This is a genomic window from Streptomyces sp. NPDC005799 (assembly GCF_040630525.1).
Classification (GTDB): domain Bacteria; phylum Actinomycetota; class Actinomycetes; order Streptomycetales; family Streptomycetaceae; genus Streptomyces; species Streptomyces griseorubiginosus_B.
This window is the reverse complement of record NZ_JBEXXQ010000010.1, coordinates 130,190-154,886: the sequence shown is the minus strand read 5'-3', so window position 1 is coordinate 154,886 and position 24,697 is coordinate 130,190. Positions and strand designations below refer to the sequence as shown.

The following is a 24,697-nucleotide window of genomic DNA, read 5'->3' as shown; positions in this document are numbered from 1 at the left end:
GTCGACGTGTTCTCCATGGGCGCGGTGCTCGTGTACGCGGCCACCGGACGCAGCCCCTTCGAGGCGGAGAACGCCTATCTCGCCGCGTACACCACCGTCCACGGCGAGCCCGACCTGGGCCGGCTGCCGCGGCCGCTGCGCCCGCTGGTGACGGCCTGTCTGACGAAGGACCCGGCCGGCAGACCCACCTCCGGCGAGGTACTGAAGGCCCTCGCGGCCCTGCCCGAGGAACTGCCCGACGAGGAGCCCGCCGACCAGCCGTCACCGGGCCCGGTGACCGCGCTCACCGACACGGCGATGGTGCCGGCGCGGGCGAAGCGGCGCGGCAGGCGGATGCGGACCGTGGTCGCGGGAGCGGCGGTCCTCGCCGTCGCGGCCACGGCCGTCACCGCCTCCGTGCTCGCCTCGAGCGACACGTCCGACCGAGCCGTCGTACGGGCCGCCCATCCGTCGGCTTCGACACCGGCCGGCTGGAAACCGTGGCACAACGCGCTCGAGTCGGACGACAAGACGATGGACATGAAGCCCGCGTGCACACCGGACGCGCTCGGTGTCTTCTGCTCCTCCCCGCAGGTCGCGCTGATGCGGCTGAGTCCCGCCACCGGCCGGGTGGACTGGACGAGGCCCATGAGCGAGAAGAAGGTCAGCAGCTTCTCGCTGAGCGAGCCCGTCGTGCACGACGGCGTGGTCTACGTCAACAGCGCCGACCGGTCCGAGGGCCTGGACGCCTACGACGGCCGGACCGGGAAGCGGCTGTGGCACCTGGACGGCCCGCTGGGCGGCTTCTCCGCACTGGGCGGTGTGCTGCTGGTCCGCCTCGACCCCCTCGGAACCTCCCGAACCGCCCGCTACGCGGCCCACGAGCCCCGCACGGGCGCTGAGTTGTGGCGGCGGACGCTGACCGGCAACTCCGCCCAGCCCTTTTACGAGGGCTCCCAAGGTCTGCTCTACGCCGATCTGCGCGGCGGCAGCGGCGGGATCGCCCGTGTCGACGCCCGCACCGGCAGGAATGTGGGCGTCGTCGACGCGCCCAAGGGGGACCTGTGGCTGGCCACGGTGCACGACGGCACGGCCTACTACGCCCGCTGGGAGAACGACAGCGGTGTCTCCGCCGCCTTCTTCATCCAGGACCTGCGCAGCGGGAGGACCCGCCGCATCGACTTCCCCTGGAGCGTCGACCCGGAGGCCCCGCCGCTGGTGCGCGGCGACGCCATGTACATCTTCGACTACGACCACGAGACGCTGCTCGCCCTGGACCTCAGGCACGGCAAGCCGCTGTGGACCAGCGACCGCGACCTGCGCGTCTTCAGTGAACCGTCCCTGCACGACGGCCGGTTGTACGTCACCATGCCGGACACCAGCGTCCTCGCCCTCGACCCGCGCACCGGCCAGGAGATCGGACGCACCGGACGCTCCTTCGACACGACGGGACAGTCCTTCGAGGAACTGTCGCCGAGCGGCGTACCGCCACTGCTGGTCGGCAGCGTGCTGTACGGCGTCAGCGGACCGGGTGTCTTCTCGGTGGGCGACGTCACCCGCCCTGCCGAGCCGTAGCTAGAGGTGGCGGGCGGCGGCCAGGACCGTGGCCGCGGCTCCGGTGCCCAGGACCGCGCCGGCGATGACGTCGCCCGGGTAGTGCACCCCGGTGTGGACGCGCGAGTAGCCCACGGCGACGGCCAGCAGGCCCAGGGGCACCGTCGCGACGGGCAGCGCGGGGCCGACCGCTGCGGCGAAGGCGACGGCCGAGGCGGTGTGCCCGGAGGGGAACGACGCGGACGCGGGCATCGGCACGTGCCGCCCCGGGAACGGCGAGTCCACGGCGCGGTGGGGGCGTGGCCGTCGGACGAGCCGCTTGCCGAGCAGGTTGGCCGTGGCCGAGGCGACGCCGATCGCCGCGACCCCGAGTGCGGCGGCGCGCCGTGTCCGGCCGGGGCTCAGCGCGAGTGCCCCGGCGACGGCGAAGGAGATCTTGGAGTGGTCGGCCGCCGCGGACAGCCGGCGCAGCGCGGAATCCAGCGCGGGTGTGCTGGTGACCGTCACGGCCTCGTACAGCGCCTGGTCGAGGGCGGCGAGATCATGCAGCAGGCCTCGCGGTACACCTTGTTCCCGCGGGGTGCGGTCAGCCATCGCTGTGCTCCTGGTTCTTCTCTCGTGGGTCGGGTGCCCGGTGGAACGCGAGGCGCACGATACGCCGCCAGTCGACGGAGGGTGCGACGTACGGGGCGCCCGGTCTGTGCCTGGGCACACGTACCCGCAGTGCGCCGGGACGTATCGTGCACACGACGGGTGTGGGCAGGGTCAGTGCCTCACCGTCCACGGCCACCGGGATGAGCTCCGCCTCGGACTCGACGACCACACGGCGGGGCGTCAGGGTCGTGATGCCGCTGGCCCGCTCCCCCAGCAGCGCCACCTCGGCGGCCTGGGCCGCGCCCTCCACCCGGACCGCGATCACGCCGAGCCTGCCCGAGTCGAGCCGTTCCCTGCGCGCCCCTCCCAGGGGGTCGGCCCGGGCGTAGGGGTTGTTGCTGACCAGTACCGCCTGCGGAGCCTGAAGTCGCTCCTCGTCGGCATGGGCGGTCAGCTCGGTGCTCGCCTCGCCGGTCAGCAGGTCCGGCAGCTGGTCGAGGGCGGTGGCCGCCTTGGCCTCGCGGTAGTCGGGGCTCTGCACGATGTGCGCGTAGGTGCCGAACGAGGCCGTGTTGACGAACGGCCGGCCCGCCACGTCCCCGAGGTCGACGCGGAGTTCCACCCCGTCGGTGAGCGCGTCCAGGCTGCGCGTGGGGTCGTCGCGGTCGAGACCGAGGTCCAGGGCGAAGTGGTTGCGGGTGCCGGCGGTCACCACCATGAACGGCAGGCCGTGTTCGGCGGCCACACCGGCCACCAGGGCCTGGGTGCCGTCACCGCCGGCCACCCCCAGCAGGTCGGCGCCCTCGGCGACCGCCTGCCGGGCCAGCGCCACCGGGTCCGGAGAGGTGTCCAGGTCGAGCAGGATCACCCGGGCGCCGAGGGCTTCGGCCCGCTCCACCAGCCCGTACTTGCCGACTTTCCCGCCCCCGGAGCGCGGGTTCATGATCAGTACGGGGCGGCGGGGTCTGCGCGTGCTGCGGGAATGCATTCCGTGCGGCTTGCGCTGCCTGCGCAGCGCGCTGCGCGCACAGGCGAGCGCGGCGGTCCAGGCGGCCACGGCCCCCACCGCCACCAGCCACAGGCCCGACACCGCGAAGAGCACCAGAACGGCCATCGGCGCCACGACTGCCAGCAGCGCGCCGACGAAACGGGCGATGCCGCGGTGCGCCAGCGCCCACCAGATACCGGCCCCGGCCAGGGCGAGTCCCACCAGGCCCAGCAGCAGGATCAGCGACTTCCCGGCGCCCGCGACCACGGCGGCCACGGCACCGGCGACGCACACCAGGGAGAGCCGGGCCAGCAGTCGTGCCGAGCCCGGCTCCGCCTCACCTGTCCTTCGAGTCGCGTGCATGATGCGTCGGGCAGTCCCCGGGGTCCATGGTCCGCGTGCTCGACGCCATCGGTCTCCTCGGTGCTCCGGGTGCTGCCCAGCCCTCCTCCCCATGGTGGCCGCGGCCCGCGGCTCCGGCATCCCGGCGATCCGCGGTGCGGACCGTGAGCGTCTACCCCGTGACGCCCGCGTTCAAGTCGTCGGACTTCGCCGCGGCGCGGGTCGGCGCGCCCAGGGCCCAGAACAGGACACCGAGGAGGATGAAGGCGGCCAGCGGAATGGCCTCCGTGAGGAGGTACTTGACGCGCTCGCCGTGGCTCCAGCCGTCCGGGGCGTAGGCGGAGCCGAACCAGTGGTCGCCGGCGCCGGGAGCGATCAGCTGCAGGGTCGCGAACAGGATCAGCACGGTCAGCACGATGCTGATGGCGAGGGGGAAGGGCGCCTTGTAGGGGCGGGGGACGTCGGGGGCCTTGCGGCGCAGGACCGGCAGGGCCGGGAAGATGCCCAGGTAGCTGACGAGCGTGGTGGAGACGGCGAGGCCGAGGACGGCACCGAAGAGCTTCGCGGCGCTGCCCTGGGTGAGCTCGTGGGCCAGGACCAGTACGAGGGTGGAGACCAGGCCGCTGAGGACGTTGACGCGTACCGGGGTACCGAAGCGGCTGGAGATCACGCCGAGGAAGCGGGGAGCCGCGCCGTCGTAGCCGGAGACGGCCAGGGCGCGGTCGGAGCCCATGACCCAGGTGACGCCGGAGGAGAGCACCGTGAGGATGAACATGATCGCGGCCAGGTCGCCGAGCACGGTGCCGGCGCCGCTGAGCGTGACGCTGCCGTCGGCGGAGACGTGGCCGCCGTAGACGGTGAAGACCTGCCGCATCGCGTCGATGAAGCCGCCGAGGCCCGTGACGGCCTTGACCGGCAGCACGAGCAGGATGCCGAGGATCGGCAGGGCGTAGAGCAGGACGGAGAGGACGGCGCTGCGGAAGATGGCGAAGGGGACGTCCTTCTGGGCGTCGGTCATCTCCTCGCCGGCGGTGTTGGGCAGTTCGAATCCGACGTAGTTGAACATCAGGACGGGCACCAGGGCGACGAATCCGGCGTACGTCGGGGAGAAGTCGCCACCCCCGAAGCCGTGCAGGCCGTGCTTGATGCCGTAGACCACGACGGTGAGGGTGAACAGGCCGAGGAGCACGAAGCGGCTCCAGGCGCCGAGGGTGGGGATCCACTTGCCGATGTCGAAGGAGAGGATCGCGGCGAGCACGCCCACCCAGACGAACAGGAGGGTGAAGACGTAGAAGGCCGGGGTGCTCAGGTCCTTTCCGTCGTTGAAGAAGGTGGTGTAGGCCGTGACGGCGGACACGGACAGGGTGCCGCCGAGCCACACCGGGTTGGTGATCCAGTACAGGAAGTTGTTGACGGCTCCGGCGAGGCGTCCGAAGGCACGGCTGGTCCATATGTAGGGGCCGCCCTCCTCGGGGAAGGCGGCACCGAGTTCGGCGGTGAGCAGCGCGGAGGGGATGAAGAAGACGGCGGCCAGCACGAGGAGCCAGGTGAACGCCTCGGCGCCGTTGGAGGCGACGCTGCCGATGGTGTCGACGCCGACGATGGTGCACAGCAGGAAGAAGAGGATGTCGAAACGGCCGAAGTGCTTGCGCAGCTTCTGCCGTTCGGTCTGGGCCGCCGGCGGCGGGGCCGGCTCGAAGGTGGTGGGGCCAGCAGTCACCGGGGCTCCTGTGTGCTCGTACCGACAGGCGAGATTTGGCCAATGATCTGGCGGTATCGGACGGCCCACAAGCGGTCATGGACAACTCTTGACCATCGTTTCTCCGGGTGGACGCACCGGTAACCGCGGCGAAACAGGGGAGCGTGGCACGTGCGCCGCTGATTCAGCCGTGGCCGGCGTGCAGGTGGCTGTGGGAGACCTCGGGGGGACAGGGCTCTCGCTTCGGGCGGCGGTGGCGGCGCCAGTCGTGGACGGCGAGGGTCAGGCCGGCGAGGACGGGCAGGACGCCGAGGCCCACGGCGGTGGCGACGGCGGTCCGGTAGTCGTGGTGGGCGGCGCTGAGGACCAGGTAGAAGACGCCGGGCAGGGCCGCCGTGCCGATGGCGCCGCCCAGGCGCTGTCCGGTCTGCAGGCGCCGCCGGCGGCCCCGGCCATGCGGACGGGTACGTCCCGCAGGGTCATGGTCACGTTGGGAGAGATCACGCAGCCGCTGCCCAGGCCGCCGACGAAGAGGACGGGGATGGTGAGCCAGGTCGCGACATCGGCCGGGGCCAGGCGCAGGACCAGGGCGGTGCCGCCGAGGCCGACAGTGACGCCGACGAGGCCGCAGACGGTGAGCAGCCTGCCCAGCCGGTCGACCAGGCGCCCCGCGATCGCGGCGGCGAGGGCGGAACCGAGGGCGAAGGGGGTCACCGCGAGCCCCGAGCGCAGCGGCGAGTAGTGCAGGCCGTTCTGGAAGAACAGGGCGAACACCAGCCATACGCCGCTGAAGCCGATGAAGTACAGGGTGGCGATGCCCGCGCCGATGGCGTATCCGCGGACGGTGGTGACGAGGCGCGGGTCCAGCAGTGGCTGGCCCTCGCGGGCCAGGACGCGCCGCTCCCAGTGCGCGAAGACGGCGAGCAGGGCCAGGCCAAGGGGGAAGAGCCACCACAGCCGTCGTACGCCGCCGGACTCGGCCAGGACGAGGGGCAGCATCAGGGCGAGGACGCCGGTGCCGAGGAGGGCGACGCCGCCCAGGTCGAGGCGTTCCCGGTGGCCCGGGGCCGTGCTGGGGAGCAGGCGCATGCCCAGCAGCAGAGCGGCCATGCCGATGGGCACGTTGACGTAGAAGATCCAGCGCCAGCCCTGGGGGCCGTCGGCCAGGGTGAGGATGAGACCGCCGACGACGGGGCCGACGGCGCTGGAGATACCGACGGTGGCCCCGAACAGGCCGAAGGCGCGGCCGCGTTCGGCTCCGCGGAACATCTGCTGGATGAACGCGGAGTTCTGGGGGGCGAGGCAGCCCGCGGCGACGCCCTGGGCGAGGCGGGCGGCGACGAGCAGGGTGATCGAGGGGGCGGCGCCGGCGGCGGCGCTGCACACGACGAACGCGGTCAGCGCCAGGAGGTAGATGCGGCGCCTGCCGATCGCGTCGCCGACGCGGCCGGCGGTGACCAGGACCAGGGCGAAGGCGAGTGCGTAGCCGGAGACGACCCACTGGATCGCGGGGGCGGAGGCGTGCAGGTCGCGTTGCATGGAGGGAAGCGCCACGGCGACGATCGTGACGTCGAGCAGGCTCATGAACCCGGCCACCAGAGTGACCCACAGCGCTTTCCAGCGTCGTGGGTCGGGTGTGCCGTTCGCCTGCGTCGGCACTGCTCCTCCTTCGCGGACCGGGTGACCGGTGCGGGGCGCGGTCGCGTCCGCGCCGGGTACCCGGGGACGCGGGAGTGTCCCGTGACCTGGTGCGGTGAGTGGGCGGCGGACGCGGGTTCACTCCTGGTGGGCGTCGATGTCGCCGTTGACGGTGGTCAGCGTCATGGTAGGGCCGGTGCGGGCGTTGCGCGTGGGCACGTCGACCGAGGTGCGGCCGTTCTGCGTCCCGGCCGTCACGGCGTAGGCGGGAGGGTCGTGCGGGACGGTGACGTCGACGGAGCCGTTGGTGGTCGTCGCGGAGATGCCCGAGGGGGCCGTGGTGCAGGCGAGCGTCACGTCGCCGTTGACGGTGCTTGCGCGCAGCCGGTCCGCGGCGAGTCCGTCGGCGCGCACCGAGCCGTTGCGGGTGGTCAGGCGCAGCGTGGCGGTGTCGTCTCCGGCGCGGGTGACGCTCACGTCGCCATTGACGGTGGTCAGGTCCAGCGCGGCCACGATCCCCGCCGCGTCGATGCCGGCGTTGCGGGCGCCGACCGTGACGCTCATGCCGTCGGGGACCTTGACGTAGGGCATGCGGGGGCACGGGCCCGAGCACGACAGGTCGAGGGTCCAGGTGTCGTCGTGGTGGGACCAGGCGGTGTGGACGTGGTCGTCGACGGTGACGCGGTGTCCGTCGGCCGGACGCAGGCGCACGCCGTTGTCGGTGGTGATGACGAGGTGGTCGCCGGATGCCGGGCGCCGGGAGGTCGCGTCGGCCGAGGTCCGGGACCCCTGGTGTGCGTCGTCGCCGCACGCCGTAGTGGCCGCGAGCAGGGGCAGGACCGCCGCGAGCAACAGCGCGGGTGTTGAGGGCATCGCCTTCATGGGCGTACGAGTGCCCCGTGTCGGCGTCCGCATGACGGGGTGTCGGGGGCAACGAAAGGGCCCCGCCCCGGGATTACCGGAGCGGGGCCCACAAGAGCGCCGGGCAGGCCTTGCACCTGCATTTCCCCGCAGGAAGCGGGGCGTCTTTCCTTGGACCACCAACGCACGATCGAGAGGCGGGAGTTCCCCGGCCGCTCGCTCTGCGTTCATCCTATCGCACCTCAACCGCCCCGCTCCCCACACCCGTTGACGCCCGCGACGCATCCCCAACAGTAAAGCGCAGGTATGGTCTAGACCAAAACGCGCTTTGGTCTAGACCGAGCTATGGACGCGGTCCGTGGCACGACCCGAAGCTGGGGCACCCCCACTTCACAGGAGGCACACCGTGAAACGCCTTCGCGCATGTCTCGGCGCGGCCACCGGCGTCATGCTGACCGCCGCCGCAACCACGGCCCTGGTCGCGGGCCACGCCTCGGGCGCGACCACCGCGCTCGACAACCGCTGGTACGCGGCGGCTCCGTACCTCATGCCGCTCGACAACGACCCGCCCGACCCGGCCGCCATCATGGACGCCACCGGCCTCAAGGCCTTCCAGCTCGCCTTCGTCCTCGCCCCCAACGGCGGCGGCTGCTCCCCCACTTGGGGCGGCACGGCACCGGTCTCCTCGGACACCGCCGTGCAGTCCGTCATCAACACCGTCCGCGCCAAGGGCGGCGACGTCTCGATCTCCGTCGGCGGCTACGGCGGCACGAAGCTCGGCCAGACCTGCTCGGACGCCGCCGCGACGGCAGCCGCCTACCAGCAGGTCATCACCAAGTACGGGCTGCACGCCATCGACTTCGACCTGGAGGAACCGGAGTACGAGAACACCGCGGCGATCAGGAACGAGATCGGGGCGGCGAAGATACTCCAGCAGAACAATCCGGGCCTGTACGTCTCCGTGACCACCGCCGGCACCGCCGACGGCACGGGCTGGTTCGGCAAGCAGATGCTGCTGGAGGCGAAGTCGCAGGGGTTCACTCCGAACAACTTCTCCATCATGCCCTTCGACGGCGGCTTCAACGGGGCGGCCTCGCAGACGAGCGCGCTCACCAACTTCAACGCCCTCCTGCAGTCCACCTTCGGCTGGGACCAGGCGACGGCGTACGCCCACGAGGGCTTCTCCGGCATGAACGGGCGCAGCGACTCCGGGGAGATCTTCACCCAGGCCGACTTCCAGACCGTGCTGGACTACGCCACGGCCCACAACATGGACCGCTTCACCTTCTGGTCGCTCAACCGGGACCGCCAGTGCAGCCCGGTCGACAACGGCGGCCGTACGTCCGGCACCTGCTCCAGCGTGGCGCAGAACTCCTGGGACTTCGCGAAGTACTCGGTGAAGTTCGCGGGTGCCACACCGCCGTCCACGACGCCCACGCCCCCTCCGCCGCCCACCGGGTGCAAGACCGCCTGGAGTTCGAGCGCGGTGTACACCGCCGGGGACGAGGTGTCGTACAACCAGCACAACTGGAAGGCCAAGTGGTGGACGCAGAACGAGGTGCCCACCGCCTCCGACTGGGGCGTCTGGCAGGACGAGGGGGCCTGCTGACGGACCGGGAAGGGCCGGGCACGGATCCGGTCGCGAACCGACCGCTCCGTGCCCGGTCGCTCGTCGTGCGTCAGATACGGCCGCCGGTCAGACGAGTGATCGGGCCGAGGGAGCGACGGCCGGCGCGGCGGCCCGCCGCGTACGTCGTGGCGCCGAGCGCCGTCAGGCCCGCTCCCACGCCCGCCGCGAGGGCCTTGCGGTGGGCGATCGCCACCCACGCCGTCCTGGCGACGGCGGCTGCCTGACCGGAGGCGGCGATGACGGCCTGGCGGCCCGCTTCGACGCGCTCGGTCGCGGCGTGGGCGATCGCGGCGGTCGTCCCCGCCGCACGCTCGGTCGTGTCCGCGGCGGACGACGCCACGTCAGCGGTCTTCTCGGCGGCCCTGTCCGCGGCCTTGGAGGCCGGAGCGGTCGCCTTCGCGGTGGTCCGGCGGGCCTTGGCGGCCGTGCTGCGCGCGGATCCGGAATCTCGATTCGTGTCGTTGTTCGATGGGCTCATGGAATCCGCGTTGCCGCTCGACGCGACGGCAAACACGTTCCGGCCGACACAGTGTCACGCTCCGCGCATCCAGGCGCGGGTGCCGAAGGAGGCGCACGCCCGCGAGGCCACCGCGGCCGCCTGACGCAGAGCGTCGGCGAAGGTCCGTGACGTCAGGTCGCCCGGTCCGGCCAGGTGATGGGCGAGGGCGCCGTGCAGGACGTCACCCGCGCCCAGTGTGTCCGCGACCGGCACCGCGGCCACCTCCACCGTTCCGGAGCCGTCGGGTCCCGCCCACTCGATGGGCCCCGCTCCCCCGCTGACGGCCGACCAGGTGACGCCGTGGTCCCGCAGGTACCCCAGCGTGTCGGCCGGCGTGCGGGTGCCGGGCGGGTGGAAGTCGGCCGAGCAGACGGCAACGTCGATCAGCGGCAGCAGGTCACCGGTCCCGACCTTCCAACTGCCCCCGTCGAGAAGGGTCGTACGGCCGGCGGAGCGTGCCGCGCGTGCCGCGGCCAGGGCCAGGTCCCCGTGGTGGCCGTCGAGTTCGACGATGTCGCAGGCCGCCACCAGGGCGTCGAGGTCGGCGGGCGGGGCCAGGCGGTGACGGGTGGCGTTGGTCGAGGCGACCGCCCGCTCACCGGTGGAGGCGGTGACCAGGACGGAGGAGACGGCGGGCGGTTCGGTCGACTCCGCCGCCAGGTCGGTCACCGTCACGCTCAGCTGTCGCAGATCCGCCGTGACGGCACGGCCCAGGGGGTGGGAGCCGATCGCGGTGAGCAGACGCGCGCGGCCGCCCAGGTGGGTGAAGGCCACGGCCGCGTTCGCCGCCGGGCCGCCCGCTGCGATGGTCTGGTCGCGCGAGGTGAGCTTCTCGTCGGAGCCCGGGACGTGATCCACCAACTGGATGACGTCGAGGGTGCACAGGCCGACGAAGAGCCCGGCGGGGTGTCTGTGTGTCGTCGGTTCCACGCGTCCAGCATGCCCCGTCGGCATTTACTGACAATTGATTGAGCAGTCCAGACTGATAAGTCTAGGATTACCATCTGTGACGACGCGGACAGAGGTATCCCCCGAAGGCGGGCGCGAGGCGCGGGACAGCGTCCGGCTCGCCTCCGACCTGCGGCTGGCGGTGGGACGGGTGACCCGGCGGCTGCGGCAGGCCCACGCCGTGGGTGACGTGTCGCTGTCCGGCGTGTCGGTGCTGGCCCGGCTCGCCGCCGACGGCCCCGACTCGCCGACCTCGCTCGCCGAGATGGAGCGCGTCCGGCCCCAGGCGATGGCCGGCACGCTCGCGCTGCTGGAACAACGCGGCCTGGTGCGCCGTACCCCCGACGCCACGGACGGCAGGCGCAGCATCGTGGCCGTCACCTCCGAGGTGCGGGCCATGCTGGCCGAGCGGCGGTCGGAGTCGGTGGACCGGCTGGGCGCCGTCCTGGAGGGCTTCAGCACCGAGGAGCGCGCCACGCTCGCCGCGGCGCTGCCCCTGCTCGACCGACTGGCGGAGCGGCTGTGATCGCGCGGCGCAAGGACGCCCCGGCCGGGCCCGGCTACAAATGGGTCGCGCTGTCGAACACCACGCTCGGCGTGCTGATCGCCACGATGGACGCCTCCATCGTGATCATCTCGTTGCCCGCGATCTTCCGCGGGATCGGCCTCGATCCGCTGGCGCCGGGCAACATCGGCTATCTGCTGTGGATGATCCTGGGCTATCTGCTGGTCTCGGCCGTGCTGGTCGTCGTGCTCGGCCGGCTGGGTGACATGTTCGGCCGGGTCAGGATCTACAACCTCGGCTTCCTCATCTTCGCGTGCGCCTCGGTGGCGCTCTCGCTGGACCCGTTCCGGGCCGGGGCGGGGGCGCTGTGGCTGATCCTGTGGCGAATCGTGCAGGCCTTCGGCGGCTCCATGCTGACCGCCAACTCGGCCGCCATCCTCACCGACGCCTTCCCGGCCCGGCAGCGCGGCATGGCGCTGGGCATCAACCAGATCACCGCGCTCGCCGGCCAGTTCCTCGGCCTGCTCGCGGGCGGTCTGCTCGCCGCCGTCGACTGGCGGGCGGTGTTCTGGGTGAGCGTCCCGGTCAGCGTCACCGGGACCGTCTGGTCGTATCTGAGCCTGCGTGAGACCGCGTCGGGCCGGCGCGGCCGCATCGACTGGCTGGGCAATCTCACCTTCGCGGCCGGCGCCGGGATCCTGCTGGCCGGCATCACCTACGGCATCCAGCCCTACGGCGACAGCGCCACGGGCTGGGCGAATCCCTGGGTCCTGGCCGGCCTGATCGGCGGCGTGACCCTGCTGCTGGCGTTCTGCATCATCGAGACGCGGGTCGCCGAACCCATGTTCCACCTGGCCCTGTTCAAGGTGCGCGCCTTCGCGGCGGGGAACGTGGCCGCGCTGCTGACGGCGATCGCACGCGGCGGGCTGCAGTTCATGCTGATCATCTGGCTGCAGGGCATCTGGCTGCCGCTGCACGGCTACGACTTCGAGGACACCCCGCTGTGGGCCGGCATCTTCATGCTCCCGCTCACCCTGGGCTTCCTGCTCGCGGGACCCGTGTCCGGCTATCTGTCCGACCGGTTCGGCGCGCGGCTGTTCTCCACCGCCGGTCTGTGTCTGGTCGCGTGCTCGTTCCTCGGTCTGCTCGCACTGCCGGTCGACTTCCAATACGGCCCGTTCGCTGCGCTGTTGCTGGTCAACGGGCTGGGCCAGGGCATGTTCTCCTCGCCCAACACGTCCTCGATCATGGGCAGTGTGCCGCCCGAGCACCGCGGGGTGGCCTCGGGCATGCGGTCCACGTTCCAGAACTCCGGGACGGCCCTGTCCATCGGGGTGTTCTTCTCCCTGATGGTGTCCGGGCTCGGCTCCTCGCTGCCCGCCACGCTCACCAGCGGTCTTCAGGCGCACGGCGTGCCGGCCGGCGCGGCCGAGCACGCCGCCTCGCTGCCGCCGGTGAGCACGCTGTTCGCGACGTTCCTCGGCGACAACCCCATCGAGCATCTGCTCGGATCGGGCGGCGTCCTCGACCAGGTCACCGCGAGCGGGCGCGCCGCCCTGACGGGCCGCACGTTCTTCCCACGGCTGGTGTCGGGGCCGTTCCACCACGGTCTGACCATCGTGTTCGGCGTCGCGGCGGGCATGGCCCTGGTCTCGGCGCTGGCCTCCGCGCTGCGCGGGGCCCATCACGCGGAGTACGAGCGTCCCACCGCGGCCGCCGGCGGCCAGGAGGCGGCACAGCCCCGCCGCAACACGCCGTCGTGAACGGTCAGTCGGCCGCGAAGTCGCGCAGCTCGTCCTTGGGACCGTTGAACCGGTCGTGGTCGCCGACCGTGAGGCCGGAGGAGGTGTACTGCCACATCGTGTACGAGGACCAGCCGGCCGGGAGCGCGCCCACCGAGGAGGCGTAGCGGGCCACCCACAGGGGGTTGGTGGATCCGAAGGCGGCCGAGTCGCCCGTGCAGGTGCTCCACCAGCTGGTGGCCGTGTAGATGACGGCGGCGCGCCCGGTGCGGGCCTTGTAGCGGTTCACGAAGTCCCGGATCCAGGACACCATGCCGCTCTTGGACTTGCCGTAGCAGGAGTCGCCGTAGGGGTTCCACTCGATGTCGAGGGCGCCGGGCAGCGTCTTTCCGTCGCCGGTCCAGCCGCCGCCGTGGTCGACGAAGTAGTCGGCCTGGGCGGTGCCGCTGCTGGTGTCGGGGGTGGCGAAGTGGTAGGCGCCGCGCACCATGCCGACGTCGTAGGAGCCGCCGTACTGCTGGGCGAAGTACGGGTTGCGGTAGGAGGTGCCCTCGGTGGCCTTGACGTAGGCCCATCCGACGCCGCCGCTCCACAGGGTGGACCAGGAGGCGTTGCCCTGGTAGCTGGAGACGTCGACGCCCTCGGTCTGGGCGGAGCGGGTCAGCGGGGCGGCGTCCGTCCGGGTGTCGGCGCCGTCGTGGGCGAGGACGCCCATGCCCATGTAGGCGCTGCCGCGCACGGGTATGGGTATGGATTCGGCCGACGCGGACGCGATCGGCAGGGCGGACAGGGCCAGGAGGAGACCGGCCGTGGCGGCGGTCGGGCGTATGCGCGAACGGGCGCGCCTGCGGGTGTTTGGTTGCACATGAGCCATCTGACCCGCAGTCGCGCCGTCTCGCACGTCATGCTCCGCCCAACGAAGCAACGACCCGCCGTCAGCGTCTGCGCCAGTTCCACCCGCTGCCGATGCCCGCCACGTGCAGGGCCAGCGCCGTCAGCCCGAGGAGCATCAGGTTGGTCGAGGTGAAGGTGTCGTTGGTGGAGATGTCGGCGGCGTTGATGAGGAACGCGATGAAGAACAGGACCGCGGAGAGGATCGCCAGCATGATGTCCGTCCAGTCGGTGGTCGGGGGTCTCGTACCGTGTGGGGTCCGAATGCCCCCGACTCACCGGCTCACGCCGACGGCCCGCCGCGTCAGCGGCCGTGCCCCCTGTCCAGCCGTTCGAGCACCGCCCCCGCCATCGCCGCCTCGCCCTTGGCGTTGGGGTGGGCGGGAGCGGCCGGGGAGGCCGGCCGCAGGGGCTCGATCCAGCGGTCGGCGGGCGCCTTGCACATGTCGTGGCCCCGGGTGGGCGCGTAGGTGTCGACGTACTCCGCGTGGTTGAACGCGGCCGTGAGACGGAGCATCAGGTTGAGCCGCTTCTCGGTGTCGCGCAGATACGGGAAGTCCTGGGCGGCGAAGGGCACCGAGGGGTAACAGCCGCTGCCGTCGTCGGGCAGCAGGTCGGGATAGCCGACGACCACGACACGCGCGTACGGCGCCCTGTGGTGCACGTCCCTGAGCACCCGGGCGACCTTCGGCGCGGTCTGCAGCACCGCGAGGGTCAGTTGGTCGACGCCGGAGGCGGTGTAGTGGCGTTGGCAGGGGTTGCCCGCGAGGTCCTGGGCGGAGAGCTGGGCGCAGGTGGCGATGATGGAGCCGAAGCCGACATCGTTGCCGCCGATCTGGACGGTCACCAGGTCGGTTCCGCGCCCCACCGCGTCGAGTTGGGGTCCGTTGGTGCCCTGCGGCTTCCACATCTCCTCGGTCGTCGCGCCGGCACAGCTGACGTCGTCGAGGACCGTGCCCTGTCGCTGGGCGGTGACCAGCGAGGGGTAGTTGTGGTCGGAGCGGGCGCAGTTGGCGTCGACCTGGGTGGGGATCGCGGGGCCCGAGGTGTAGGAGTCGCCGAGCGCCACGTACTCCGCCTTCTTGTGTCCGCCGGGCGAGCCGTGCGCGGTGGCCGGGGTCCCGGCGGCCAGGACGAGGGCGCAGCTGCCGACGGCTGCCGCAACTGCCGTGGTTCGGCGGCGTCTTGACGCCGATACGGCCGGCTGCGTGTCACGCTTCATGGAGACCTCCTGGTCCGAGCCGTCAGGGCGGAACGCGGCCGCGCGCGGTCGTCGCACGTTCAACTGGGCTTGTATACCGGTGAGTAGAGCCTGTCGGCCAGGGGCGTACAGCGACGAATTCAGGCGATTGGGGTGCGGAACAGGCGAGTCCGCCTGCCGCGGGCCGTGTGCCCGCCACGCAAACCAGTTCGACGCGCCCCTGTCCGGCCGAGCACTCCGATGGGCAGCCGCCACACCTGTCACAGCCGCAACATCCGAGGTCAGCGCCCGGATGTGCCTTCACCAGGGAGTTCGGCGGAAGTCGCTGCGCGCGGTCCGTCGCCCGCATAGCGTGCGGTATCCCGAACCGCTCCCCCACGTCCCCGCGGTCCGCACCTCTTGGGCCCTGACCACCAGGAGATCTTGGGATGTCCTCCGACAGCTCCGAGTTACACCCGGCGCAACACCGGCCCGGCCGGCACGCCTTCGTCTCTCCCGCTGCCCACTCCCCCGCTCCGCGCGAGGTCCGGCGGCTGCCGGTACGCACCCGCTCGTGGACCGGCCCGCACCGGGACCTTCGGCTCCTGCGCCGGGCGGCGCGCCGACTGCGCCGCGTGGCCACGTTCGCCGCCCTCGGCTACTTCGCCGCCTTCCTCGCTCTGACCGTCGCCCGCCCGTCCGTCATGACCCGCCCCGCCCCCGGGGGCCTGCCCACCGGACTCCTCCTCGCCCTGGTCCAACTCCCGGTCACCTGGCTGGCGGTGCTCGTGTACGAGTTCACCGCGCGCCGGTACGTCGACCCGCTGACCCGGCAGGTGCGCCGGCACGCCTACGGCACCGCCGACGGGGAGCCGCGGCCGTGACCGACTTCAACGGCACCGCGCAGTCCTGGTCGCTGGTGGCGTTCTCCACGGTCGTGACTCTCACGCTGCTGCTGTGCGTGCTCACCGGCCCCGACCGCGACGACCTCGACGAGTTCTACACCGGCTACCGCTCCCTGTCGCCGCTGCGCAACGGCCTGGCCATCGCCGGCGACTACATCTCCGCCGCCACCGTCCTCACCATCGGCGGGGTCATCGCGCTGTGCGGCTACGACGGTGTCGTCCTGGCCCTGAGCACCCTGCTGTCGCTGCTGCTCCTGATGGTCCTGCTCGCCGAACCCCTGCATCACACGGGCCGGTTCACCATGGGCGACGCGCTGGGCCGGCGCCTGCCCGGGCGCGCGGTGCGCATCACGGCGTGCGCGGTGACGCTGGCCGCGCTCGTGCCGATGATGGTCGTCCAACTGGCGGGCGTGGGACAGCTGCTGGCGTTCATCCTCGGCTTCCACGACAGCGCGATGCGCACCGGCTGTGTCGTCGGGGCCGGGGCGCTGATGATCACGTACGCGGCGATCGGCGGGATGCGGGGCACCGCGCTGATCCAGATCCTCAAGACGGTGGTGCTGCTCGGGTCCGGGCTGGTCGTCGCCGCACTCGTGCTGCACACCTTCGGCTGGAGTCCGCGCACCCTGTTCCAGGCGGCGGCACGGGGCAGCGGGGCAGGCGACGGCTTCCTGCGCTACGGCCTGCAGTTCGCGAGCGGGCCGCACCGCGGCCTGGACATGGTCAGCACCCAGTGCGCCATCGTCCTGGGCGGGGCCTGTCTGCCGCATGTCACCATGCGCATGTACACCGCCGGCAGCGCGCGGCAGGTGCGGCGCGCGATGTCCTGGGCGGTGTCGACGGTCACCCTGTTCATCGCCGTCATCACCGTGGTCGCCGTCGGAGCCACGGCCCTCATCGGACGCACGGGCGTCGCCGCCGCCGATCCGCGCGGCAACACCGCCTATCTGCTGGGCGCACGGGCCGCGTTCGGGATGCGCCTGTCGCACGCGGAGAGCCTGTTGTTCACCGCGGTCACCACGGCGATCTTCCTGACGCTGCTGGCGTCCGTGGCCAGCATGACCCTGGCCTGCGCCAACTCCCTGGCCCACGACGTCGTCGCCACCCGCCGGCCCACCCCACCGCAGCGCGAGACCGCCCTGGCCCGGCTGGCCGCCCTGGCCGTGGGTCTGCCGGTGATCGCGCTGGCCGTGCTCGCCCAGCACCGCAGCCTCCAGCCGCTGGCCACACTCTCCTTCTGCCTGGGTGCCTCGGCCATCGCGCCCGCACTCGTCTACAGCCTCTTCTGGCGGCGCTACACCCGCGCCGGGCTGCTGTGCACCCTGATCGGCGGCAGCGTGAGCGTGCTGGTCCTGATCACCGGCACCAACCTGGTCTCCGGGACACCTCAATCAGCCTTTCCCGACGTCGATTTCAACTGGTTCCCCTTCACCACGACGGCCCTGGTCTCCGTACCCGTGGGCTTCCTGTGCGGCCTGTTCGGCACCCTCCTGTCCGGCAGAAGGGCGACCGCGCGGGAGCGGGAGCGCTACGAGGCCATGGAGCACCTGCTGCTCGCCGGTCCCGCGCGCCCCAAGAGCGGATGACGGCAGGTGATGGCACGTGGCCGGATTCCCTCCCCCGGCCCGGCGAGCCACCGCGCGCTGGGTATTGCTGCAGAGGTCGAGGCAGGCGGCGTTGGGGGGCTGACACTGTGGCACGCCGATGGTGGACTTCCGGGCCCTTCTCATCGCGTCGCCCACAGCGGCTGCAGCCGGTTCGCGCCCCGCGGGCCGACGCACCCGACGGCCCCCGCTTCCGTGACGTCCTGCCGGCGTTGGCGGGACTGGTCGTGGTGGTGTGCGCGATGGTCGCCGTGCTGGCCCTGGGGTATCGGGCCGCGGGGATCGGAGTTCCGCTGGCCGGTGTGGTCGTCCTGGCCATGGCCGTCACGGTCACGGTTCGGCACCAGGGCCCGGTCATGCGCCGACGCCTCGGGTACTACACGCCCGAGGAACTCCTCGAACTCGACACCCAGGGGCTCGCGTTGGCGGTGGCGCGGATGCTGCGCCGGGACGGGTGGCGGGTACGGCTGCTGCCGGCCGCCGACCGGCCGCGGCTGTGCGCCCTGGACAGCAGTGGACGCCGGCTGGACGTCGCCTTCCGGCCGGTCGCCGAGCCCCTGCCCGACGAGGACCTGCCCCATCCGCATGCCCACCGGGAGAACGGTCAGTCGCCGCTCCACCTGGTCGTGCACCGGGGCTCGTTCGGCGCGCGCGACGTTCGGTGGGCGCGGCGGCAGGGCCGGACCTGTCTGCTGGACGGCTCCCTGCTCAGGCGTTGGGGACAGGGCACGCGGCTGAACGAACTGCTTCCCACAGGCTTGTGACATCTCGTCGACGCCTATATTACTGAAACGTAACCTACTCGGGGGTACCGCCGGTAACATCCCCGCGGGTACGGTCCTGACACTTCGTCTAAGAGTGCGCGAGGTGCGGTGGGACGACCGCGCCTCGTGCCGTCGGCCCCTGCCCCACCGGGCCGCAAGACGCCCGAGCCGCAGATCGAGGCTCGGCCTCCCCCCACTTCGGAGGTCCGTCATGCCCGTTTCCGCACGTCTGCTCGCCGTGGCCGTCACGACCGCCACATGTCTCGGCGCCACCGTCGTACCCGTAGCCGCCGCGTCGGCCACCGACGCCGTGGTCTCCCGCGGTGTCACGATCCCGGAGTTCTACAACCCGCCCGCCACCCTCCCCTCGGCGGACGGCGCCCTGGTGCGCAGCGAACCGCTGCCCCTCGCGCTGAGCCTGCCCGGCGTCAACGGCCCCCTGCCCGGCACCGCCACCCGCCTGATGTACAAGTCGACCGACTCCCGCGGCGAGGCGATGGCCGTCACCGGCGCCTACATCGAACCGGCCGCCGCCTGGAAGGGCACCGGCGACCGGCCGCTGGTCGCCGTCGCACCCGGCACCATGGGACAGGGCGACCAGTGCGCCGCCTCCCTCGGCCTCGAGCACCCGCTCACGGCCAACGGGCAGACGGTGTCCATCGGTTACGAGGACCTGGCGATCTACCGCCTGCTCGCCGAGGGCGTCGCCGTCGTCGTCACCGACTACGCCGGCCTCGGCACCACGGACCGGCTGCACACCTACGTCAACCGCGTCGACGAGGCCCACGCCGTCCTCGACGCCGTCCGCGCCGCACGCTCACTGCCCGGAACGTCCCTCACCCCCAGCTCGAAGGTGGCCCTCTTCGGCTACAGCCAGGGCGGCGGGGCGACCGCGGCCGCCGCCGAACTCCAGCCGGCCTACGCCCCCGACATCACCCTCGCCGGCACCTCCGCGGGCGCCCCGCCGGCCGACCTGGTCGAGGTCACCAAGGCCATCGACGGCAGTGAACTGGCCGGCGCGCTGGGCTGGTCCGTCAACGGCTTCCTGCAGTCCGACCCCGCCCTGAAGCCGATCGCAGAGGCCCACCTCAACGCGGCGGGCAAGGCGGCCCTCGCGGACCTCTCCACCATGTGCGTGGGCGACGCCCTGTTCGCCTACAATGGCAAGCACAGCACCGGTTGGACCACCGACGGCCGCTCCATCAGCGACATCATCCGGTCGGAGCCGGCGCTCACGGCCTTCCTCGACCAGCAGCGCATCGGCAGGATCGAACCGTCCTCGCCGGTCCGCGTGTCCACCGGCACCAGCGACAACCTGGTACCGCACGCGCAGGCCCGGCAACTCGCCGTGGACTGGTGCGCCAAGGGCGCCGAGGTGACGTACAAGCCCATCGCGCTGCCGAACCTGGGCAGCGCGCTGATCAACCACTTCACGCCGCTGCTGACCGACCAGGGCGACGCGATCGCGTGGCTGACCGACCGGCTCGACGGCAAGGCCGCCACCTCCAACTGCGGTGATCTGTCCGGCCTTTCCTGATATCGCCACAGCTCCGACACCGCTACAGCTGTACGGCGCCCTCCGCCGCGCAGGCCTCGGCGGCCAGACCGTCGGCCACCGGATCCGGCCGCAGCATCTGGGTCACCACCTCGGCGGTGGCCCGGTGCCAGTCGCCGCTGCGCCGGATCATCCCGTGGTCCCCGCCCCGTACGGCCACCAGGCCCGCCGCCATTCCGGCAGCGCGGGCCCGGTGGACGTAGTCGACCGAGTCGGCGTAGGCCGTCACCCGGTCGCGGTCGCCGTGCAGAAGCACGGTCCGGACGTGGTCGAGCTGGTCGACGGGGTCCTCGGGCGGACACCACGGGGCGAGCGCCACCACGCCCCGCACCGTCGGGTGGGCCGCGGCGCGCAGGGCGGCCCGGGCGCCCATCGAGTGGCCCACCAGGACGACGGGCGCACCGGCCGTCAGCTCCTGGAGGTCGTCGAGGGCGCGCAGGGCGTCCTCGGCGGGATCGCCGTCGTTCCAGCCCCGGTAGCGGTAGCGGACCTGCCCCAGCAGGACGTCCTGCGCTGCCGTCGCCGCGGCGGCCCGCAGCACCGGGTGCATCCGCAGCGCGGCGACCTGCCAGGGGCGCGCCGTGCGACGGCTCTCCTCCTGGCCGCCGTGCAGGGTGAGGACCGCCGCGGTCGCGCTCCGCAGCGGGGCATGGCGCACGATCAGTGCGGACGTGTTGCGCTCCACGCCCCCATCCTGCCTCATGCCGACGACACCCCCGTTCGCCGACCGCCACGGTGGGGGGCGCACGGGGTGCAGCAATGAGCCCTGTACGCGCCTCCACCCCGGCGGGGACGATGCGCAGTGTCGGTGCTCAACCCGTCGTGAAAGCAGGTCGGCTCCCGTGCTGTTGCGTCTTCCCGAGTCCGTGTCCGAAGCGCAGGAGTGCATGGCTCAGGGAGCGGTGCCCGTCGGCGGGGCCACGCTGGTGTGGGCCGGCTGGCAACGGGACGGGTTCCCCGAGCAGGCGATGTCCTTGCGCAACGTTCCTGAGGCCACCGTGATCGCGCCCGGCACCCTGGGCGGCGCCGTGGTGCTCAACCGGATCGACGAGCGTGTTCCCGAGGTCCTCCGCGCGGCGGCGGCCTCCGTCGGCACCGGCGCGGTACGCCGCACCGCGACCGTCGGCGGCAACCTGGTCGGCAGCACCCTGCGCTGTCTGCTGCCCGCCGCCTTGGTGCTCGACGCCCGGGCGACGGTCCTGGAGCCGGAGGGGGCACGGGAGACGGACCTCGCCGAAGTCCTCGCCAAGCAGCACCTGTTGCTGAGCCTGCACTGGTCCGACCCCGTCACCAGTGCCTACCGCAAACTGGCCGGCGAGGCGGGCGGCCCGCCGCCGTTCGTCGTGGCCGGCGCCGTGCACCGCGGCCCTGACGGGCGCCACCGCCTGCGTCTCGCCGTGCGCGACGGCTACGAGGTCCTCGCCGGTGCGGCCGTCTGCGACGCCGGGCCCGAGGAGGCCCTCACCGCGCTGCGCGACACGGCCGCCGGCACGCTGAACGACGACCACTGGGAGGTCGTACGACGGCACGCCACGGACCTGCTGGCGCGTCCTGCCGTGCGCTGACCGCCTACAGGGCCGCCAGCCAGGCGGCCGCGTCGCGGGGGTGGCGCAGTCGCACCGTGTCGAGGGGCGCGAAGCGCCCGTCCGCGGAGCGGCGGGCGATCTCCTGATGGCGTGAGGCGTGCTGCGTCCACGCCCACCAGGCCGGGTGCTCCCTGCTCAGCCAGCCCGACCAGGTCTCGCGGTTGCCGCCGAAGAGAACCTGGCGGGTGAGTGAACGTCGCAGCGAGCGGCGCAGGATGCGGGGCATCACGACCCGGCGCGGATAGTCCAGCCACACCACCGTGTCCGCCCGGTCCCACAGCAGGTCGCGGACCTCGGGATATCCCAGGGAGTCCACGATCCACCGGGGTTCCGCCGCCATCCGGGACACCGTCTCGACCAGCTCGCCGTTGACGGCCCACCCGGGGCCGGTGAAGTACAACGCGTCCATTTCGTGGTACGGCAGATCCAGGCGCCGGCTCAGGGCATGAGCCAGCGTGGACTTGCCCGCGCCCGTGACACCCACCACCAAGATCCGTTCCACCAGCACACCGTACGGGACATGTCCTGCGGACACCGGCGTGCGGTGGAACGATGGGGGCACTGCGCGGGCAGGAGGGAGCAGACCCGTGGCCACTCTGGTCGCCGTGAACGTCGGCATGCCCCGGGACGTCCGCTGGCACGGGACGACCGTCCGGACCGGGGTGTGGAAGCAGGCCGTCACCGGCCCCCGGATGGTGCGCCGGCTCAACGTGGACGGCGACGGACAGGGCGATCTCGGCGGACACGGCGGTGAGCAACGGGCCGTGCTGGTCTACCAGTTGGAGTCCTACCGGTACTGGCAGGAGTATCTGGGCCGCAAGGACTTCGTCCACGGGCAGTTCGGGGAGAACTTCACCGTCGAGGGCCTGTCCGACCAGGAGGTGTGCATCGGCGACCGCTACCGGATCGGCGGCGCGGTCCTCGAGGTCACCCAGCCCCGGGTGACCTGCTACCGGGTGGGGCTGCGGATGGACGAGCCGCGGATGGCGGCACTGCTGGTCGCCCACGGCCGTCCCGGCTTCTACCTGCGGGTGATCACCGAGGGCGAGGTGGAGGCCGGCGACGACATCGTCAAGATCTCCACCGGCCCCGAGGCCATGACGGTCGCGGAGATGGACGCCCTGCTCTACCTCCCCGGCCATCCCCGCGAGCAACTGCTGCGCGGCCTGCGCATCCCCGCGCTGAGTCCGGGCTGGCAGGGTTCCCTGCGGGCGCTGCTCGACGGCACCGACGGCGAGGGTTCCGCAGGAGGCAACCGGGGGCTGACTGCGGCCGCGACGAGTCCGCCACCGGCCTGGCCGGGATTCCGGCCGCTCGAGGTCACCCGCATCGACAGCGAGAGCCGCAGCGTCTTCTCCCTCACCCTCGCCTCGGACGACGGCCGCCCCCTTCCTCCGGCGCGGCCAGGACAGTTCCTCACCCTGCGCCTGCGCCCGGACCCCGAGGGGCCGCCGGTGATCCGCAGCTACTCCCTGTCCGGACGCCCGGGCGCGCCCACGTACCGCATCAGCGTGAAGCACGAGCCGCACGGGCTCGCCAGCACGCATCTGCACGGCCACGCGCGGGTGGGAGACGCACTCGATGTCGCGGCGCCGCGCGGCACCTTCGTCCTCGCCGACGGCAGGACCCCCGTCGTCCTGGTGTCCGCCGGCGTGGGAGCCACCCCGGTGCTGTCCATGCTGCACGCGCTGGCCGAGGCCGGTCCGTCCCGCCCGGTGTGGTGGCTGCACGGCGCCCGGAACGGACACGACCACGCCTTCGCCCGCGAGGTGCGCGACCTGCTCGACAGCCTGCCGTCCGCGCGCGCCTGCGTCGCCTACAGCCGCCCGGGCGAGGACGACCGACTCGGCGTGGACTACACGGCGGCGGGCCGTCTCTCCGCCGACCTGGTCCGCGGCCTCGACCTGCCCGCGGACGCCGACGCGTACGTCTGCGGACCGGCCGGGTTCATGCGGGACGTCTCGGACGCCCTGACCGGGGCGGGCATCGCCCCGGCCCGTGTCCACACCGAGCCCTTCGGAGCCCTGGCCGCCATCCGACCCGGTCTCCTTCCCACCTCCGCCCGGACCCCGCACGCCCCGTCTCGTCCGCTGGGCGACGGAACCGGGCCGACGGTCTCCTTCGCCCGCAGCGGCATCACCGTGCCCTGGGACTCCGGCTACGGAACGCTGCTGGACCTGGCCGAGGCCTGCGACGTCCCCACCCGCTGGTCCTGCCGCACCGGCGTCTGCCACACCTGCGAGACCGCCCTTCTCCAGGGCCGGGTCGCCTACACGCCGGACCCCCTCGACGAACCCGCCGAGGGAAACGCCCTCATCTGCTGCTCGCGGCCGTCGGGAGACCTGGTCCTGGACCTGTGACGTCCCGATGTCGACGACGGCTCAGTCCGCGGTCTTGCGGGCCAGCGCGTTGTTGTCGATCGAGTTGTGCACGCTGAAGCTGACGGCGTCCGAGCGGTAGCGGTCGTCCGACCACTCCACCGGGCGCCCCTCGCGGGTGGTGGTCACCCGGCGGACCCGCAGGAGGGGGCTGGTACGGCGGATGCCGAGCAGTTCGGCGTCCTGGGCACCGGCCGCGACCGCGTCGATGACGTGCTCGCCGTAGGCGAAGACCAGACCGGTGCTCGCGTACAGGCGTTGGGTGACCGAGGGCGCGTCGGGGTCGATGGTCTCGACGGCGGGCGCTATCCAGTCGGCGTACACCGTGCGCTCCAGCAGCACCGGCTCACCGTCCAGACCGCGCACCCGCAGCACGTGCAACACCGGTGTCCCCTCGCGTAGTTGGAGGCGGGCGGAGTCCTGCGCGGTGGCGGGGAGGTACTCCTGGGCGACGACATGGCCGGTGGCCTCGCGGCCCATGGCGTGGGCCCACTGGGCGAAGCTGCGCAGTTCGGCGAAGCTCTGGCTGCGGCGGCTGGCCAGCACGACCCGGCGGGCGCCCTGGCGGGAGCCGATCAGACCCTCCGTGGTCAGGGCCGCGACGGCCTGGCGGACGGTACCGCGCGAGACGTCGAACCGGGCGGCGAGTTCGGTCTCGGAGGGCAGCCTGGCGCCCACCGTGTACTCCTCGCGGTCGATCGCCCGACGCAGCTCGTCGGCGATCTCCTCGTGTCGCGCCGGCATCGCTTCCCTCCGAGTCGGTGGCTGTGCACAGCGTGACCACCCTAATCGAGACCGGCGCGTGACTGCGCTTGCCCCGAACTGTGCAGGGATTGGGAGGTCACAATTTCGCCA

General features: G+C 72.4%; 22 protein-coding genes and 1 pseudogene. 10 read left to right on the top strand and 13 right to left on the bottom strand.

All coding sequences use genetic code 11. The features are described 5' to 3' along the window. The first annotated feature begins 15 nt into the window (after positions 1-15). Positions 16-1,554, top strand: coding sequence for a PQQ-binding-like beta-propeller repeat protein (locus ABZ453_RS12615; RefSeq protein ID WP_359014331.1), 1,539 nt, complete (start codon positions 16-18; stop codon positions 1,552-1,554). Here ABZ453_RS12615 and ABZ453_RS12610 read toward each other — a convergent pair whose 3' ends face one another. The 5 genes and pseudogenes from ABZ453_RS12610 to ABZ453_RS12590 form a co-directional block, all read right to left on the bottom strand. Then, positions 1,555-2,127 carry a phosphatase PAP2 family protein gene (locus tag ABZ453_RS12610; protein ID WP_359014329.1) on the bottom strand — a complete coding sequence of 191 codons (573 nt, stop codon included), beginning with the start codon at positions 2,125-2,127 and terminating at the stop codon, positions 1,555-1,557. Further along, positions 2,120-3,478 (bottom strand): diacylglycerol kinase family protein, encoded by a 1,359-nt coding sequence (locus tag ABZ453_RS12605; protein WP_359014327.1) that lies wholly within the window; start codon positions 3,476-3,478, stop codon positions 2,120-2,122. Before ABZ453_RS12605 ends, ABZ453_RS12610 begins: the two co-directional genes overlap by 8 nt. 151 nt (positions 3,479-3,629) lie before the next feature. Then, positions 3,630-5,177, bottom strand: a complete 1,548-nt coding sequence (locus ABZ453_RS12600; RefSeq protein WP_359014325.1) for an APC family permease — start codon at positions 5,175-5,177, stop codon at positions 3,630-3,632. Positions 5,178-5,340: 163 nt separating this feature from the next. Further along, a pseudogene (locus ABZ453_RS12595) lies at positions 5,341-6,815 on the bottom strand (DHA2 family efflux MFS transporter permease subunit). Positions 6,816-6,932: 117 nt separating this feature from the next. Then, positions 6,933-7,676, bottom strand: coding sequence for a DUF4097 family beta strand repeat-containing protein (locus ABZ453_RS12590; protein ID WP_359014323.1), 744 nt, complete (start codon positions 7,674-7,676; stop codon positions 6,933-6,935). Between the two features lie 385 nt (positions 7,677-8,061). Between ABZ453_RS12590 and ABZ453_RS12585 the strand changes: the two genes are divergently transcribed. Continuing rightward, positions 8,062-9,264 (top strand): carbohydrate-binding protein, encoded by a 1,203-nt coding sequence (locus ABZ453_RS12585; protein ID WP_359014321.1) that lies wholly within the window; start codon positions 8,062-8,064, stop codon positions 9,262-9,264. A 70-nt stretch (positions 9,265-9,334) separates the two neighbouring features. Here ABZ453_RS12585 and ABZ453_RS12580 read toward each other — a convergent pair whose 3' ends face one another. Continuing rightward, entirely contained in the window at positions 9,335-9,763 is a 429-nt protein-coding gene (locus ABZ453_RS12580; protein WP_359014319.1) for a hypothetical protein, read from the bottom strand. Positions 9,764-9,817: 54 nt separating this feature from the next. After that, positions 9,818-10,714: a PfkB family carbohydrate kinase gene (locus ABZ453_RS12575; RefSeq protein ID WP_359014317.1), complete on the bottom strand. Its 897-nt coding sequence runs from the start codon at positions 10,712-10,714 to the stop codon at positions 9,818-9,820. A 76-nt stretch (positions 10,715-10,790) separates the two neighbouring features. Between ABZ453_RS12575 and ABZ453_RS12570 the strand changes: the two genes are divergently transcribed. Then, a complete protein-coding gene (locus ABZ453_RS12570; protein ID WP_359014315.1) occupies positions 10,791-11,258 on the top strand; it encodes a MarR family transcriptional regulator in 468 nt (155 codons plus the stop codon). An 86-nt stretch (positions 11,259-11,344) separates the two neighbouring features. Next, positions 11,345-13,000, top strand: a complete 1,656-nt coding sequence (locus tag ABZ453_RS12565) for an MFS transporter (RefSeq protein WP_359014454.1) — start codon at positions 11,345-11,347, stop codon at positions 12,998-13,000. A gap of 4 nt (positions 13,001-13,004) precedes the next feature. Here the strand turns inward: ABZ453_RS12565 and ABZ453_RS12560 are convergent, their stop codons facing one another. From ABZ453_RS12560 to ABZ453_RS12550, 3 genes are all read right to left on the bottom strand, one after another. Beyond that, positions 13,005-13,853, bottom strand: coding sequence for a lysozyme (locus tag ABZ453_RS12560; RefSeq protein ID WP_359014313.1), 849 nt, complete (start codon positions 13,851-13,853; stop codon positions 13,005-13,007). A gap of 61 nt (positions 13,854-13,914) precedes the next feature. Next, positions 13,915-14,085 (bottom strand): hypothetical protein, encoded by a 171-nt coding sequence (locus tag ABZ453_RS12555; protein WP_165954835.1) that lies wholly within the window; start codon positions 14,083-14,085, stop codon positions 13,915-13,917. A gap of 89 nt (positions 14,086-14,174) precedes the next feature. Further along, positions 14,175-15,092: an SGNH/GDSL hydrolase family protein gene (locus ABZ453_RS12550; protein WP_359014311.1), complete on the bottom strand. Its 918-nt coding sequence runs from the start codon at positions 15,090-15,092 to the stop codon at positions 14,175-14,177. 407 nt (positions 15,093-15,499) lie between these two features. Between ABZ453_RS12550 and ABZ453_RS12545 the strand changes: the two genes are divergently transcribed. The 4 genes from ABZ453_RS12545 (at position 15,500) to ABZ453_RS12530 (ending at position 19,860) form a co-directional block, all read left to right on the top strand. Beyond that, the gene (locus ABZ453_RS12545) at positions 15,500-15,934 is read left to right on the top strand and encodes a DUF485 domain-containing protein (RefSeq protein ID WP_359014309.1); all 435 of its coding nucleotides are present in this window, start codon (positions 15,500-15,502) and stop codon (positions 15,932-15,934) included. Next, positions 15,931-17,541 (top strand): cation acetate symporter, encoded by a 1,611-nt coding sequence (locus tag ABZ453_RS12540; RefSeq protein ID WP_359014307.1) that lies wholly within the window; start codon positions 15,931-15,933, stop codon positions 17,539-17,541. Before ABZ453_RS12545 ends, ABZ453_RS12540 begins: the two co-directional genes overlap by 4 nt. A 230-nt stretch (positions 17,542-17,771) precedes the next feature. Then, the gene (locus ABZ453_RS12535) at positions 17,772-18,323 is read left to right on the top strand and encodes a hypothetical protein (protein ID WP_359014305.1); all 552 of its coding nucleotides are present in this window, start codon (positions 17,772-17,774) and stop codon (positions 18,321-18,323) included. A 211-nt stretch (positions 18,324-18,534) separates the two neighbouring features. Further along, positions 18,535-19,860 (top strand): alpha/beta fold hydrolase, encoded by a 1,326-nt coding sequence (locus ABZ453_RS12530; RefSeq protein WP_359014303.1) that lies wholly within the window; start codon positions 18,535-18,537, stop codon positions 19,858-19,860. A gap of 22 nt (positions 19,861-19,882) precedes the next feature. On the opposite strand, the gene ABZ453_RS12525 is transcribed toward ABZ453_RS12530, so the two are convergent. After that, complete coding sequence (locus ABZ453_RS12525) at positions 19,883-20,581, bottom strand: alpha/beta fold hydrolase (protein WP_359014301.1); 699 nt, start codon at positions 20,579-20,581, stop codon at positions 19,883-19,885. A gap of 139 nt (positions 20,582-20,720) precedes the next feature. On the opposite strand from ABZ453_RS12525, the gene ABZ453_RS12520 reads away from it, so the two are divergent. Continuing rightward, complete coding sequence (locus ABZ453_RS12520) at positions 20,721-21,443, top strand: FAD binding domain-containing protein (protein ID WP_359014299.1); 723 nt, start codon at positions 20,721-20,723, stop codon at positions 21,441-21,443. Between the two features lie 4 nt (positions 21,444-21,447). Here the strand turns inward: ABZ453_RS12520 and ABZ453_RS12515 are convergent, their stop codons facing one another. Then, positions 21,448-21,966 carry an adenylate kinase gene (locus ABZ453_RS12515; RefSeq protein WP_359014297.1) on the bottom strand — a complete coding sequence of 173 codons (519 nt, stop codon included), beginning with the start codon at positions 21,964-21,966 and terminating at the stop codon, positions 21,448-21,450. A gap of 85 nt (positions 21,967-22,051) precedes the next feature. Here ABZ453_RS12515 and ABZ453_RS12510 point away from each other — a divergent pair, with 85 nt between their 5' ends. After that, positions 22,052-23,824 carry an MOSC and FAD-binding oxidoreductase domain-containing protein gene (locus ABZ453_RS12510; protein WP_359014295.1) on the top strand — a complete coding sequence of 591 codons (1,773 nt, stop codon included), beginning with the start codon at positions 22,052-22,054 and terminating at the stop codon, positions 23,822-23,824. Between the two features lie 21 nt (positions 23,825-23,845). On the opposite strand, the gene ABZ453_RS12505 is transcribed toward ABZ453_RS12510, so the two are convergent. Beyond that, complete coding sequence (locus tag ABZ453_RS12505) at positions 23,846-24,586, bottom strand: GntR family transcriptional regulator (RefSeq protein WP_359014293.1); 741 nt, start codon at positions 24,584-24,586, stop codon at positions 23,846-23,848. Between the last annotated feature and the right edge of the window lie 111 nt (positions 24,587-24,697).

What these genes read in the sequence shown, in the direction of transcription:
- ABZ453_RS12545 (WP_359014309.1), top strand. Translation starts at nt 15,500, where the DNA reads ATGTCCTCCGACAGCTCCGAGTTACACCCGGCGCAACACCGGCCCGGC.
- ABZ453_RS12580 (WP_359014319.1), bottom strand. Translation starts at nt 9,763, where the DNA reads ATGAGCCCATCGAACAACGACACGAATCGAGATTCCGGATCCGCGCGC.
- ABZ453_RS12615 (WP_359014331.1), top strand. Translation starts at nt 16, where the DNA reads ATGGGCGCGGTGCTCGTGTACGCGGCCACCGGACGCAGCCCCTTCGAG.
- ABZ453_RS12610 (WP_359014329.1), bottom strand. Translation starts at nt 2,127, where the DNA reads ATGGCTGACCGCACCCCGCGGGAACAAGGTGTACCGCGAGGCCTGCTG.
- ABZ453_RS12555 (WP_165954835.1), bottom strand. Translation starts at nt 14,085, where the DNA reads ATGCTGGCGATCCTCTCCGCGGTCCTGTTCTTCATCGCGTTCCTCATC.
- ABZ453_RS12550 (WP_359014311.1), bottom strand. Translation starts at nt 15,092, where the DNA reads ATGAAGCGTGACACGCAGCCGGCCGTATCGGCGTCAAGACGCCGCCGA.
- ABZ453_RS12530 (WP_359014303.1), top strand. Translation starts at nt 18,535, where the DNA reads ATGCCCGTTTCCGCACGTCTGCTCGCCGTGGCCGTCACGACCGCCACA.
- ABZ453_RS12590 (WP_359014323.1), bottom strand. Translation starts at nt 7,676, where the DNA reads ATGAAGGCGATGCCCTCAACACCCGCGCTGTTGCTCGCGGCGGTCCTG.
- ABZ453_RS12605 (WP_359014327.1), bottom strand. Translation starts at nt 3,478, where the DNA reads ATGCACGCGACTCGAAGGACAGGTGAGGCGGAGCCGGGCTCGGCACGA.
- ABZ453_RS12525 (WP_359014301.1), bottom strand. Translation starts at nt 20,581, where the DNA reads ATGAGGCAGGATGGGGGCGTGGAGCGCAACACGTCCGCACTGATCGTG.
- ABZ453_RS12560 (WP_359014313.1), bottom strand. Translation starts at nt 13,853, where the DNA reads ATGGCTCATGTGCAACCAAACACCCGCAGGCGCGCCCGTTCGCGCATA.
- ABZ453_RS12565 (WP_359014454.1), top strand. Translation starts at nt 11,345, where the DNA reads ATGGACGCCTCCATCGTGATCATCTCGTTGCCCGCGATCTTCCGCGGG.
- ABZ453_RS12505 (WP_359014293.1), bottom strand. Translation starts at nt 24,586, where the DNA reads ATGCCGGCGCGACACGAGGAGATCGCCGACGAGCTGCGTCGGGCGATC.